The following is a 13,420-nucleotide window of genomic DNA, read 5'->3' on the forward strand; positions in this document are numbered from 1 at the left end:
TGAATTGAAGGCGCTGCATGGATACTTTCTCAGTCCAGGGCATAGTGAGTCTCCTCTGCTATGCCGTTTATAACTGTTACCCATGTGCCCGGTCTAAAGTGTTACCCATGTGGCCGGTTTGTACCTTTATGGTGACCTCGATCAAATCACCCGCGCGCGTCCCGCCAGCGTCGCCACCACCATCTGCACCGCCGCAATCACCAACAGCAACATCAGCGGCGCATGCCAGTTGCCGCTCGCATCATGCAACATGCCAAAACATAACGGTCCAAGCGCCGCCAATCCGTAACCGACGCACTGCGCCATGCCGGACAGTTTCGAGGCCTGTAAATGATCGGCAGTACGCAGATTAAACAGTGACAGACAAATCACCATCGATGCGCCCGCGCCCAATCCGGCCAGAATCAACCACATCAGCGCGTAGTTTGGTGCCATTAACAATCCTGCTACGGCGATGAAAATCGACAGCGATGCCAGAAAACCAATCGCCCGCTGATCGCGTAATTTTTTCAATGCGCTCATGCACGCCAAATTCGAAACGATCGCCACAATCTGATAGACAAACAACATGCCGCCCGCTTCAAGTTGGCTGATGCCATTATCTTGCGCGAAAGGGGTGAACCAGCCAATCAAGGTGTAAAACACCAGCGACTGACACGCCATAAACAGTGAAACTTGCCAGCCTAACGCGGCGCGCCACGGCGAGCGGTTGCTGCTGGTTTTTAACGCGGTGTTTGCAGGAGCGGCAGGCTTTTTCAGATAGGGCAGCCAGGCGAAAAGCGCGACGATAGCAGGAATCAGCCACACGGCGAGCGAAAGACGCCAACCGGCACGAGTCATCTCGGCCAGCGGTACCACCACACCAGAGGCAATGCTGGCGGTGATCGCCATGGTCATCGCATACAGCCCAACATAGCGTGCGGTGTGCTCGGTGAAATCTCGCTTTATTAGCGGTGGCAGCAGCACGTTGGCGGCCGCGATACCGGAACTGAGCAGCACCGTTCCGGCCCACAACGCCGTTTCACTGCCGCTGATGCGCATCAGCGATCCCAGGGTAATCAGCAGCAACGCGCCCCACAAACTGCGTTCCAGACCAAAGCGATTACCGAACCAGGCCGCAGGCGGCGCTAAGGTGGCGAACATCAATAGCGGTAAGAAGTTGATAACACCCGCGGCGCTGGCACTGAGGCCAAAGGTTTGACGAATGTTCTCCAGCACCGGCCCAACGGCGGTGATTGGCGTGCGTAAATTTGCCGCGGTGAGCAGCAGCAAGAACAGGAAAAAACCAGAGCGACGCAGGGCAGGAATTGCTGAAAATGCAGATTGGGTCATTTTTCGCACCATAAGAATAAGGCAGACCAAGTCTGCATATGGTGCGTTGGTTGACGTTAACGCTTACGCAGCGGCGCTAACCGCTGAAAGAGGGCAAATACTAGCGAGCAGCATTAAAAATGTAAAGTCTTCAGAAACCGTCAAAAATAAAATCAATCGAATCTTTAATGAGTTGGCGATAGGCTCGGGCATCCATAATGCGCTCACCAATGATTGACGTTCGTATACTGGCCATTTCGTGAGACATAACAAGAAATTCTTCACCTTCAACCTGGATGATAGGATTTAAGCGCTTTACTTGTTTGTTTTTCAATCGGCTAACAGGGAGAAGTGGAATGACAATGCGTGATTTTAAATCGCCAATAATCTCACTTTGCACATCCACTAAATAAGGATAATCACTGTTCTTATTGGTATTTCGATAAATAACATATTGCATCGTTAGAACGTCCTGTATTCATCCGACAAAAGGCCATGTTCATCGATTATTCGGTTGAGTTCCTGTAAACCATCGCTATTTTCTTGCTTCCATTTTTCTGCTTCTGAGGCGCGAATTTCATGCTGCAAAGCTTGTGAAAGAATGGCTGAGAGGTTGAGGCCTGCTTCGCGCGCCTGCTCCAGTAAGGTGGGTTCGAGCGTTACGCTGACTGTTTTCTTTTGTCTAACACTTGTAGATGGCATATTTCCCCCGTGTTATTTACACGTGTACGAACATGCGTACCAGTATGGGTAACGATTATCTTTTGTGCAATGTGTAATGGTCACTTTTCGTTTCATGGCGCATTCGGTATTCATCTCAAGAGATGACTTGCGCCGACGCCCATCCGCGTCCACCTTTACTATCTGCTCTCTCGACGAATGGACGAACAATGCTCTGGTTATGGAATGCGCTCATCCTGTTGGCGACGGTGGTGTTGATGGAGATTGTTGCGGCGTTGTCGCACAAATACATCATGCACGGTTGGGGATGGGGCTGGCATTTGTCGCATCACGAACCGCACAACGGCAAGTTTGAGCTCAACGATCTCTACGCGCTGGTGTTCGCGGTACTGGCGATTGTGCTGATTTATGTCGGCGTGCAAGGCGTGTGGCCGCTGCAATGGATTGGCGCGGGGATGACTACCTATGGCGCGCTCTATTTTATGGTGCACGATGGCTTAGTGCATCAACGTTGGCCGTTCCGCTACATTCCGCGCAAAGGTTATCTCAAGCGTTTATACATGGCGCACCGCATGCATCATGCGGTGCGTGGACGTGAAGGGTGCGTGTCGTTTGGTTTCCTTTACGCACCGCCGCTGCATAAATTGCAAGCGGCGTTGCGCCAGCGTCACGGGCGCAAGGTTAACGTGGACGCTGCCACAAACCCGCCGGACGCGCTTCGGGACGAGCCAAACGCGAAGTAAGCGCCAAACCAGCACCTTTCACCAAAAGCGCCAGTTTCTCGCTGCGACTGGTGCGCTGCCGGCAATCCCAGGCGTGCGCACCGGCGTTCTGCACTTTGACGCCAATTTCGCGATACACGCCACGTGCGGTGGCAATCGCCCACGCTGAACGCAATGGCAAACCAGGCAAACCGGATTGCGCCGATTGGTAATAAGGTTCCGCTTCCGCCACCAAACGCGCCGCCAAAGTTGCCAGAGCGGCGCGATGTTGCGGCGCGCTGAGCGAATCGGCGCGCAATCCGACCTCATCAAGCCAGCTTTTCGGCAAATAGCAACGACCATTACCGGCATCTTCAACGATATCGCGCGCGATGTTGGTTAACTGAAATGCCAGGCCCAAATCGCAGGCGTGATCGAGCACGCTTTCATCGCGCACGCCCATTACTCGCGCCATCATTAAACCGACTACGCCAGCGACGTGATAACAGTAACGCAGCGTATCCTCGAAGCTTTCATAACGTTCTTCGCGCGCATCCATGGCAAAGCCTTCGAGATGGTCAAACGCCAACTGTTGCGGAAGCTGGTGGATCAGCGCCACTTCCTGAAACGCGCGAAACGCCGGTTCATCCATGTGCGCGCCGCTGTAAGCGCGACGCGTTTCAATCTGCAAATGCAGCATGCGCGCCTGAGCATCTTCAACCGCATGTTGCGTGCCACCTTCGCCGAGCGTTTGTCCATCAATAACATCGTCACAGTGACGACACCACGCATACAGCATCAAGGTGCTGCGGCGGGTTGGTGCATCAAATAACTTGGCGGCAGTGGAAAAGCTTTTCGAACCCAGCGCCATGGTTTGCGTGACTTCTTCCAGCAAGGGCTGTCGATTCATTCCGCGCGATCCTCCAGCATCAGCTGGGCGGTGGCTTTGGCGGAACCTATCACGCCGGGCACGCCCGCGCCGGGATGGGTTCCCGCGCCGACCAAATAGAGATTGCGAATAGCGGCATCGCGATTATGCGGACGGAACCAGGCGCTTTGCGTCAAAATCGGCTCCAGCGAAAACGCCGAGCCATGATGGGCATGCAGCGTGTCGCGAAAATCAAACGGCGTAAACATTCTGTGTGTCACCAATTGCTGACGTAATCCCGGCATGTAGTGTTGCTCCAGATAAGCAAAAATTCGATCGCGCAAGCGCGGTCCTTCCTGTTGCCAGTCGATGTCGGCAGTGCCGAGATGCGGCACCGGTGCCAATACGTAAAAGCTGCCGCAGCCCGGCGGCGCCAGCGACGGATCGCTACAGCATGGCGCATGCAGATACAACGAAAAGTCATCTGCCAGTTGATTGCTGTTAAAAATTTCGTCAATCAGCTCGCGATAGCGCGGACCAAAACACACGGTGTGATGCGCCAATTGAGGATGCGGCTGATTCAAACCAAAATAGAGCACAAACAACGAGTTGCTCATACGTTTTTTTTTCAGCGTAGCAGCACGTTTTTGCGCAGCAGGATGATGGCGCAACAAGCGATCGTAGGTGTGCACCACATCCGCATTCGAGGCCACGGCGGCGGCGTCAAAACGGCGTCCATCTTTTAATTGCACGCCGCTAATGCGATCGCCCTGGGTTTCCAGCTGATTCACTTCGGCATTCAGCAGCAATTCACCACCGAGATCGGTAAATAGTCGCGCCATTCCTTGCACCAGCGCGCCAGTGCCGCCGCGCGGAAACCACACACCCCATTCGCGTTCCAGCGCATGAATTAAGGTATAGATCGACGACGTTGCAAAAGGATTACCGCCGACCAGCAGCGAGTGAAAGGAAAATGCCTGACGCAGGTGATCATCCTGTATAAATTTTGCCACCATACTGTAAACGCTGCGCCAGGCCTGCAAACGGCCCAGCTGTGGCGCAACGCTTAACATGTCGCGGAAGTGCAGAAATGGCACCGTGCCAAGCTTGAGATAACCTTCTTTGAATACCGCGCGCGAGTAGCTGAGAAATTCCCGATAACCGGCGACATCTTGCGGGTTAAATTCGGCAATCTGCTGCTCCAGCAAGGTTTGATTGTTGTCGTAATCAAAGCGTTTGCCATCTTCCCAACACAAGCGATAGAAGGGCGTAACCGGCATCATCTCGACGTAATCGCTGAGTGATTTGTCCGCCAGCTGGAACAACTCTTCAATGGCGCTGGGATCGGTGATCACCGTTGGCCCGGCATCAAAAGTAAATCCCTGATCCTGCCAGACATAGGCGCGTCCACCGGGCTTGTCGCGCTGCTCGAGCAGTGTGGTGGGAATGCCTGCCGCTTGCAGACGAATTGCCAGCGCCAGGCCACCAAAGCCAGCGCCAATTACAAAAGTGCGTTTCATTTTGTCTTCCCTGTTGGTTCGGTCAGCAAAGCACGGATGGCTTCGCCGACTGGCACTGGCGGTTTGCCACACAGAATGCGGGCTTTATCACTGAGTCGTAGTTGCCCGGCGTAAAAACGGCGAATCAATCCGCCATCAAGTCGATAAAAGCGTTGCATCACGCGCCAGCGCTGTTGCGGTTCACCGGCGAGAAACAGCATGCGATTTAATAAGCGAAAGAAGCGTTGCTCACGCCATTGTTGGCGGGCGAAATGTTCAATGTGCTGGCTAAGCGTTTGCGCATCGCAGGGCAAATGACGGCTAATCAGATCGGCCAGCGCCACTGCGGATGGCAAGGAATAGCCGGTGGTGGCATGAAACAATCCGGCACGCAGGCCGCTGCACGGTTGGTCGCGCTGCTGTTGCCAGAATTGATTGATATCGCCGCTTAGGGTGATCGGCAGAATTCCGCGCTCTTCACGCAACAGCGACTTCAGCATCCAACCTTGTTGCTGCGCGTATTCATTGATATGTTGACGCGCAACGCCTGCATCCAACATAGGTTGATTGACGTAATGGGTGTCTTCAATCAGCAGCCGGTCGGCGCTGAGCGGCAGCGAGTAAACAAAACGATAGCCATCGCGCTGATCGACGGTGGCATCCATTAAAATTGGCTGGGTTAAACCGTGCGGCTGCATCGTTTGCCATTCCTGGCCGATAAATACCTGAAAACCAAGCTGGAGATGCGGCGTTTGTTGCAAACCGCGGCCATCAATCACCACTTTTGCTGGCAACTTTCGCCCATCGGCAAGCGTGACGTGCGTTGGGCTAAGCGCGCTTACCGCCGCATTTGTCCAAAGATGCTCGCTCATCACATCTATCAACTGACGCGCAAAATCTTCCGAAGCAATCGAGCAATATTCACCACCACAATTACGGCGCAGCGCGGGGAAGCGTACCTGATAGCCTGGCCAGCGCACTGAAATCAGCGGCTCCAGCCAGCTAAATTGTTCTGCGCTGAGGTCGCTGCGATGAAACGACCAGGTATGATTGCCCGCTGGCTGGGCATCGCTTTCCAACAGCAAGCATTTGAGTTGCGGTTGCAACTGGCGCAGACGCAGCGCAATCAAACCATTCGCCAGGCCAGCACCCACCAGAATCACATCATAATCAGGCTGCATCAGGTGGCCTCCGCCAGCACAACTTGCTGCTGACACAGCGCCAGTTCAACAATGTCTGCCGCACGTTCACAGCCACCCGCGCGTTGTAACTGCGCTTGAATGGCCGACATTCGCCGCTTGTAGCGATCGTCAGCCAACAGTTTTTGTAGATGATGTTCCAATTGATGAACCCGGCTAAAACGCGATGCGCGGCGGCCGACACCATGCCATTCAATCCGCGCGGCCACGCCCGGTTGATCAAAGGCAATCGGCAGCGCCAGCATCGGCGTACCGCATTCCAACGCCTCCAACGCGCTGTTCAATCCGGCATGCGTGATAAACAGTTGTGCGTGCTGCAAGGCGGCGCGCTGATCGACAAAATCAGTAACCCACGCGGCACCAGCCAGTTCAAGTTGGCGCACTTGATGGGCATCGAGGCCACCACAATGAGCGATCACTAATGATAATCGCTGCGCGCGGCACGCCTGCGCCAAGTGCTGAAACAAGCTAAAACGATGACCTTGCAGCGTGCCTAGTGAACAATAAACCACGGGTTGATGCAGTTCGGGCCACGGAATGTCAGGCTTTGGAGCCGTAACCGGCGCGCGCAGTGGCCCAACGGCATGAAAACAGGCGGGCAGCTGCTGGCGCGGGAAATCAAACGCCGGCACCATTTGGCTGATTTGCGCCAGCGGCGACAGGCATTGATGCAGGCCGCGACGTGGCGTTAAGCCAAACGCAGCGGCATGTTTAGCGATCACCTCGGCGTGACGTCGCATCAGCCGGTCGTAGATATCGCTGCTGGCCTGAAAACGTTTGAGCGCTTTCTCATCCTGCGCGTACCGGAAAGGCATCACGGCGAGCGGAATGCTGGCTTCACGATTCACCGGCAATGCGCACGCCACGGAAACAAATGGCAGGCGCAAGGCTTCAGCCACCAAACCGCCCGCGGCTTCCATTTCATCGGCAATCACCCCATCGATTTTGAGTGACTTAAACATTGCGGGCAGCTCGCGGCACAGCATGTCGGTGCTTGCCGCCAGATCGCGAATCACGTGAAACAACGATAAACCGCCCGGTGCCGCCAAACGCTGTAATACCGCCGCCAGCGAACCGGCTGGATAGGTCTGATCACCGACCGAAGCAAAGCCGATGCGTTGATCATTCAATAAGTTGCGCGCATCAGCCTGTTGAATAAAGGTGATGCGATGGCCGCGCGCCAGCAGCGTTTGTGCGAGTGCCTGCAACGCATGGAAATGGCTGTACAACGGCGGCGCGATCACCGCGAAATGGCCCATCGGCGGAGCCGCGTTCAGTGGAACATCGCCAACTGTTGATTAAACAGGGCGTGCATATATTGACGTGTGGCGATGCCGCGATGACAGGCGCAGGCGAGATGCGCATCAGCGCTTTGCAGGTGATCGCGCAAGCGGCGTTCTGCACCGTCGGCACCCAGCATCTGCACTAAGGTGGATTTACCCTGATCCTGATGGCGATCTTTGCCGGTGTGCTGGCAACCGTCGATCAGATCATCTAGCAACTGGAAAGCCTGTCCCAAATCCTGGGCGAAGAAACTGAGGCGCTGACGCACCTGCGGCGAGGCATCTGCGGCAATTGCCGCCATCTGCAAAGTGGCACGAAACAGCACGCTGGTTTTCAGTTCATTAGTGATGGCGATAGCTTCTGGGCTGCGGCTCTGCGCGCCATCATGCAGATCCTGGAATTGCCCTTGCACCAAACCTTGTAAACCTACGGCGGAAGAGAGTTCGGCAATGGCTTCGGACTTGTGGAGCGCGGGTAAGCCGGGCGCAACGGCAATCACTTCAAAGGCGCGACTTAGCAGCGCGATCGCCGCCAAAATCGCCACATTCTCGCCAAATTCACGATGTACTGTTGGACGACCACGGCGCATCTGCGCGTTATCCATCGAAGGAATATCATCGAGAATCAGCGATGCCGCGTGCACCATCTCCACCGCACAGGCGAGATCAAGCACGCCATGCTGCGACGATTCGCAGCCCATGTCGCGCGCTGCGAGCAGCAGCAATAACGGGCGAATGCGTTTACCGTGTGCCAGTGTACCGGCACGCATCGCGGCTCTAACCTGATCCGATTGCTGTCCAGCAGGCAATAGATGCTCAAGATGCGCCTGTAAAATTTGCTGCAACTGATGAAGTTCACTTTCCAGAGGTGCTGTGGTGTCGACATGGGCGGTCATAGCGGCTTTCCATGGTTGATGAAATTTTTATGCTTTTTTGATTAACCGTAGACTGCGTAAGGTGAGTTCGCCAGCGTGCAAGGGGTGTTACAGCAGTTTGCATCGATGAAAAGTAATCTCGCCTCGGTGCAATAAAGCCACTTTTATCAAAAATGATATTTTTATGCCAAATGTGGTGGATTGAACGTTTTAAGTTGTTGCAAATATGTTATTACTAAACAGGTTAATCCCGATTCATCTCACACGGAGGCAGCATGAAAATTGGCATTGTGGGCTACGGCGGTGGCGGAAAATACTTTCACGCACCTTTCATTAACGCGGCACAAGGCCTGGAGCTGGCGGGGATTGTTGCTCGCGCTCCTGCAACCGTGGCGCGAGCGAAAGCAGATTTTCCCGATGTGCCGATTTACGCCAGCCTGACTGAGATGCTGGCGGCGGGCATGGATATCGTCACCATCACCACGCCGCCGCAAACGCGTCGCGAATTAGTGTTGGAAGCCATTGAAGCGGGCGTGGCGGTGATTGCCGACAAGCCGTTTGCACCGGATGCGAAGACCGGGCGCGAATTAGCCGCAGCAGCCGCGAAAAAAGGTGTGGTGCTGAGCGTTTACCACAATCGCCGTTACGATGCGGACATCTTGACGCTGAAAAAAATCCTCGATGAACAACGCGTTGGCAAAGTGTGGCGTTTGCATAACCGCATGGATTTTGACGATGCGCTGACGCTGGAAGGTGGACCAACCGGCGGCTTGCTGCGCGATTTAGGTAGCCACATTGTTGATCAGGCGATTTGGCTGATGGGGCCGGTGAAATCGGTGTATGCGCAAATGAATTTCGTTGAATTGCCGGTTGGGCCAACCGATGCCAGTTTTATGCTGACCTTAACCCATCACAACGGCACGCACTCCTACGTTTCCGCTACCAAAATTAATCACATGAAGTGCCGCGAACTGCGTTTGTACGGTGATGAAGGCAGCTACCTGTCGCACGGCACCGATGTGCAGGCACAAGATATTTATGCCGGGAAACGTCCGGCGGATGATTTGGCCGGTTGGGGCTACGAGCCGCGCGAAAGCTGGGGCAGTTTGCACAAAACGGATGGCGACCAGTTGGTGCCATCGGAGCAGGGCGCCTATCACCAATATTACCAACAGTTTGCCGAGGCGGTGCGCAATGGCACGCTACCGCCAGTGACCACCGAGCAAGCAATCAGTGTGCTGGCGGTGTTGGATGCCGCGTTTATCAGCGCGCGTGAAAACCGTGTGGTGGAATTGGAATAGTTGTTTCAATTGATCGAATGAGGTCGTCATAAATGACGACCCTACGAAAACCTGTAAGGTCGCCATTTATGGTGACCCATTCGCACATTTCGCTCCCTCCGTATTCTCTTAAAGTGTTCCATTTCCGCGTTATTAAATTGTCGGAATCACCGCCGTTTGTTAATTTTGAGCCACTTTTGGGGCGAAAATTGGCTACCTGCGGCAGGAATGATGAAAAACAATAAATTCAAAACACATCTGGTTTCGCTATGTTTACTGGCGGAAAAAAAATTCACTAAACGCCGCACGTTGCCGGAATACAATCCCGCGCTGGAACAAGATATCAATCTGTTTTCCCAGCAAAACGCGCCCGCCGCTATTCCACGTCAGGTATGGATGTATTGGGAAAGCGAAACCTTACCTGCTGAAGTACAAATCTTCGTGGATAAAATCATCCGTGAAAATCCAGGCTATCAGGTTACGGTGATTAATAATCTGAACATCAAATCTTATCTTCCTGATTTGGAATTTGTGCATCGCGATATGCGTCCTTCGCACAAAAGCGACGTGATCAGGTTAGAGCTGCTGCATCGTTATGGCGGGATTTGGATGGATGCCACCATCATTCTCAACCGTACGCTGGACGAATTGCTGGCGGTGAATGCTGCGGATAATTATGACCTGATCGCCTTCTATCGCGATGGTTCAACTCTCGATAAAGCCTATCCGGTGATTGAATCCTGGTTCCTCGCTGCACCGAAAAATAACGCCTTTATCGGTCGCTGGCTGCACTATTTCCGTCCGATCATTGAGGTTGGCGCAGAGGAATTTTTCCGCCAGCTGTTAGCGCTGCCAAATTACGAAACCATTGTGCAGGGCATTACGCCGCCGGATTATTTAGTGGTGTATATCGCCCAGCAGCAGGCGCTGCGGGAAAACAATCAATACAACTTCTATCTGCGCAAATGTGAAGCCTGCGCGTTGTTGTATCAAAGCCTGGCGGAATGGCGGCCGGTGAAGTTAAGCCGCATGCTGATGGTGGATCGCTTACCGACGGTGCTGCCGCCGTTAACAAAACTGACCGGCTTGGATCGCAAATATCTCGAAACCAACCTGAAATATGGCGTGGTCAACAAAGATAGTCTGCTGGGCCGGGTGTTGTTGCCCAGCCCGCAAAACACACGTCCGCAGGCGCTGACCAAAATTACGAATTAATCAACTGCTGAAGCGATGTGGCGCTGGTTGCATCGTCCGGCACGTAGACCAGCAAACGATCGCCGTTGCGTGAAGCCGACCACCAGTTATTCTGGCGCAGCGTCATTTCGCCGACTTCCTCGCGATAAAAACGTTTGACGCGATTCTCCACCTGGCCCAATTCGTAACGCTGCCAGGTATGTGCAAATTCATCAGAGCTGTTCAGCAGCCGTGCTAGGAAGTTTTCCCAATGCGGATCGCCCAGATGCTCGCCCATTTGCCCACGAAACATCGCCACCATTTGCGGCATCACCTCGTCCCAATCGCGAATCACTTTGCGCCAAACCGGGTGATTGAACGCCAGCCAGATGCAGTTGCGATCTTCCGGCGCGATTTCCGCCAAATCCACGCCCATTAATCCACACCACGCGGCGTTATAGCCGAGGATATCGAAGCGCGGCGTTTCAATAATCGCCGGTAACTGGATGGCATCCAGCATCTGCTGATTATGCGCGGCAATTTTGCAGCAGGCGGCGGCCACACGCACCGAAGGCAACGCATGTCCCGCCAGCGAGAATAAATGCTGGGTTTCCACATCATTGCATTGCAACGCTGCCGCAATCGCGGTCAGGGTTTTCGGCGAAGCTTTGATATCGCGCCCTTGTTCCAGCCAGGTGTACCAGGTCACGCCAACATCGGCCAACTGCGCCACTTCTTCGCGGCGTAAACCCGGCGTGCGGCGATGACGCATGCGCGGCAAACCGAGGCGATTGGGATCGAGATTTTCGCGTCTGGTGCGCAGAAAAGTGCCCAATAATTTGCGGTTGTTGTGTTCAGCGGTGACGGGCGTGGAAGCGAGGTGCATACACAGATCCTTAACAAGACGGGTAGTGTTTATACCATGATAAACAAGAACTGGTACCCGTTTAACGGTTAGGTGATGCTATGCCGTACTGCAACCAAAAACAAGAGTAAAACCTATGCACACATCGCAACTTCAACGAACAGGATTGATGGTCCTGCTTGCCGGACAACTGCTACCGATGATCGACTTTTCCATTGTCAACGTGGCGTTAGACGCGATGGCCCACTCGCTGCAAGCCACCGCCATCGAACTGGCGCTGATTGTTGCGGTGTACGGTATTGCCTTTGCCATTTGTCTGGCGATGGGTGGACGCCTCGGCGACAACTACGGTCGTCGTCGGGTATTTCTGGCGGGAGTATGGACCTTTGGTATTGCATCTTTATTATGCGGCATCGCCAACAGCGTTGGATTGTTGATGTTTGCCCGCGCGCTGCAAGGTGTGGGCGCGGCGTTTATCGTGCCGCAAATTCTTGCCACGCTGCACATCACCTTGAAGGGCAGAGCACACGCACGTGCGATTGGTTTGTACGGCGGCATCGGTGGCTTGGCCTTTATCATCGGCCAGGTGTTAGGCGGTTTTCTGATCAAAGCGGATATCGGTGGCTACGGCTGGCGCAGCGTGTTCCTGATTAACCTGCCGATCTGCCTGTTTGTGTTGATCACCGCGCGCCGCTTTGTGCCAGAAACGCAAAACAGCCAACGCGTGCCGGTGGATGTCAGCGGCACGTTGCTGCTGGCGGGGGCGATTGGTTGCCTGATGTTGGCGCTGGCGCTCGGCCCGTTATTGCATTGGTCATGGCCGTGCATTCTGCTGCTGGTGCTGTTCCCACTGTTTTTACATCGTCTGCGCCAAACCTCGCTGCGTCTGGAAGCCGCTAACGGCGCGCCGCTGCTGCCGCCTTCGCTGCTGCGTCTGCCGAGCGTACGTTTTGGCTTGACACTGGCGGTGCTGTTTTTCTCCTGCTGGAGCGGCTTCATGTTCTCGGTGGCGCTGACGCTGCAAGCCGGTTTAGGGCTAACCGCATTCCAATCCGGTAACGCCTTTATCGCCCTCGGCCTGGCTTATTTTATCGGCGCGATGCAATCGACGCGCATCGTTGAACGCTTTGGCAAACGCGCCACGTTGCTGATGGGTTGCGGCATTCAAATGGTGGGTCTGCTTGCCTTGATTGCCACATTGCAATTTGCCTGGCCGCAGGTCGGCATTTTCACCCTGATTCCTGCCACGGTGCTGATTGGTTTTGGTCAGTCGTTTATCGTTAGCACCTTCTATCGCATTGGCATGAGCGGTGTACCGCATCATCAAGCCGGTGCGGGCAGCGCGGTGCTCTCGACGGTACAACAATCGGCATTGGGTTTAGGCCCAATGTTGCTGGGTGGCGTCTTCACGCAGATCAATATGCACGGTAATCATTTAACTGCGATTACCGGCACGCTCGGCGTGGAGTTGGCGATGATGGTGGTGTTGGTGATTTTAACCAGCCTTAATCGCCGCACATTCCAGCCGGTGGCGGCAGAAGGGTAATTCTTGTGAAGTGGTTTCGACAGGGACGTTTCAGCTTATTGTAAAACAAACGAAAATCCGTGAGTCGCGCTGAATTTACCTTTGGCTCAGCGGTCTTTTTTCCGGAACATATCGCCGCAATCACGGGCTGAACCGCATG

At 54.4% G+C, this 13,420-nt stretch carries 13 protein-coding genes; 4 read left to right on the forward strand and 9 right to left on the reverse strand.

The window, feature by feature from the left end:
- Positions 1 to 141 precede the first annotated feature (141 nt).
- The 3 genes from ABDW13_RS03095 to ABDW13_RS03105 form a co-directional block, all read right to left on the reverse strand.
- Positions 142 to 1,332: an MFS transporter gene (locus ABDW13_RS03095; protein ID WP_343550942.1), complete on the reverse strand. Its 1,191-nt coding sequence runs from the start codon at positions 1,330 to 1,332 to the stop codon at positions 142 to 144.
- Positions 1,333 to 1,462: 130 nt separating this feature from the next.
- Complete coding sequence (locus ABDW13_RS03100; RefSeq protein ID WP_343550943.1) at positions 1,463 to 1,771, reverse strand: CcdB family protein; 309 nt, start codon at positions 1,769 to 1,771, stop codon at positions 1,463 to 1,465.
- A 2-nt stretch (positions 1,772 to 1,773) separates the two neighbouring features.
- Entirely contained in the window at positions 1,774 to 2,013 is a 240-nt protein-coding gene (locus ABDW13_RS03105; RefSeq protein ID WP_343550944.1) for a type II toxin-antitoxin system CcdA family antitoxin, read from the reverse strand.
- A gap of 188 nt (positions 2,014 to 2,201) precedes the next feature.
- On the opposite strand from ABDW13_RS03105, the gene ABDW13_RS03110 reads away from it, so the two are divergent.
- Positions 2,202 to 2,735, forward strand: a complete 534-nt coding sequence (locus ABDW13_RS03110) for a sterol desaturase family protein (RefSeq protein WP_343550945.1) — start codon at positions 2,202 to 2,204, stop codon at positions 2,733 to 2,735.
- Here ABDW13_RS03110 and crtB read toward each other — a convergent pair.
- The 5 genes from crtB to ABDW13_RS03135 are packed head-to-tail and all read right to left on the reverse strand — an operon-like array spanning position 2,674 to position 8,438.
- Positions 2,674 to 3,603, reverse strand: a complete 930-nt coding sequence (gene crtB, locus ABDW13_RS03115) for a 15-cis-phytoene synthase CrtB (protein ID WP_343550946.1) — start codon at positions 3,601 to 3,603, stop codon at positions 2,674 to 2,676. The genes ABDW13_RS03110 and crtB overlap by 62 nt on opposite strands.
- Positions 3,600 to 5,081, reverse strand: a complete 1,482-nt coding sequence (locus ABDW13_RS03120) for a phytoene desaturase (protein ID WP_343550947.1) — start codon at positions 5,079 to 5,081, stop codon at positions 3,600 to 3,602. Before ABDW13_RS03120 ends, crtB begins: the two co-directional genes overlap by 4 nt.
- Complete coding sequence (gene crtY / locus ABDW13_RS03125) at positions 5,078 to 6,241, reverse strand: lycopene beta-cyclase CrtY (protein WP_343550948.1); 1,164 nt, start codon at positions 6,239 to 6,241, stop codon at positions 5,078 to 5,080. The genes ABDW13_RS03120 and crtY overlap by 4 nt, the downstream gene beginning before the upstream one ends.
- Positions 6,241 to 7,518 (reverse strand): glycosyltransferase, encoded by a 1,278-nt coding sequence (locus ABDW13_RS03130; protein ID WP_343550949.1) that lies wholly within the window; start codon positions 7,516 to 7,518, stop codon positions 6,241 to 6,243. Before ABDW13_RS03130 ends, crtY begins: the two co-directional genes overlap by 1 nt.
- A 14-nt stretch (positions 7,519 to 7,532) precedes the next feature.
- Positions 7,533 to 8,438: a polyprenyl synthetase family protein gene (locus tag ABDW13_RS03135; RefSeq protein ID WP_343550950.1), complete on the reverse strand. Its 906-nt coding sequence runs from the start codon at positions 8,436 to 8,438 to the stop codon at positions 7,533 to 7,535.
- Positions 8,439 to 8,692: 254 nt separating this feature from the next.
- Here ABDW13_RS03135 and ABDW13_RS03140 point away from each other — a divergent pair, with 254 nt between their 5' ends.
- A complete protein-coding gene (locus ABDW13_RS03140; RefSeq protein ID WP_343550951.1) occupies positions 8,693 to 9,718 on the forward strand; it encodes a Gfo/Idh/MocA family oxidoreductase in 1,026 nt (341 codons plus the stop codon).
- 210 nt (positions 9,719 to 9,928) lie between these two features.
- A complete protein-coding gene (locus tag ABDW13_RS03145) occupies positions 9,929 to 10,912 on the forward strand; it encodes a capsular polysaccharide synthesis protein (protein WP_343550952.1) in 984 nt (327 codons plus the stop codon).
- On the opposite strand, the gene ABDW13_RS03150 is transcribed toward ABDW13_RS03145, so the two are convergent.
- The gene (locus ABDW13_RS03150; protein WP_343550953.1) at positions 10,902 to 11,756 is read right to left on the reverse strand and encodes a helix-turn-helix transcriptional regulator; all 855 of its coding nucleotides are present in this window, start codon (positions 11,754 to 11,756) and stop codon (positions 10,902 to 10,904) included. The two genes, ABDW13_RS03145 and ABDW13_RS03150, sit on opposite strands and share 11 nt — an antisense overlap.
- A gap of 115 nt (positions 11,757 to 11,871) precedes the next feature.
- Here ABDW13_RS03150 and ABDW13_RS03155 point away from each other — a divergent pair, with 115 nt between their 5' ends.
- A complete protein-coding gene (locus ABDW13_RS03155) occupies positions 11,872 to 13,281 on the forward strand; it encodes an MFS transporter (RefSeq protein WP_343550954.1) in 1,410 nt (469 codons plus the stop codon).
- Positions 13,282 to 13,420: the final 139 nt, after the last annotated feature.

The organism is Pantoea sp. (genome assembly GCF_039594315.1).
GTDB lineage: Bacteria > Pseudomonadota > Gammaproteobacteria > Enterobacterales > Enterobacteriaceae > Pantoea.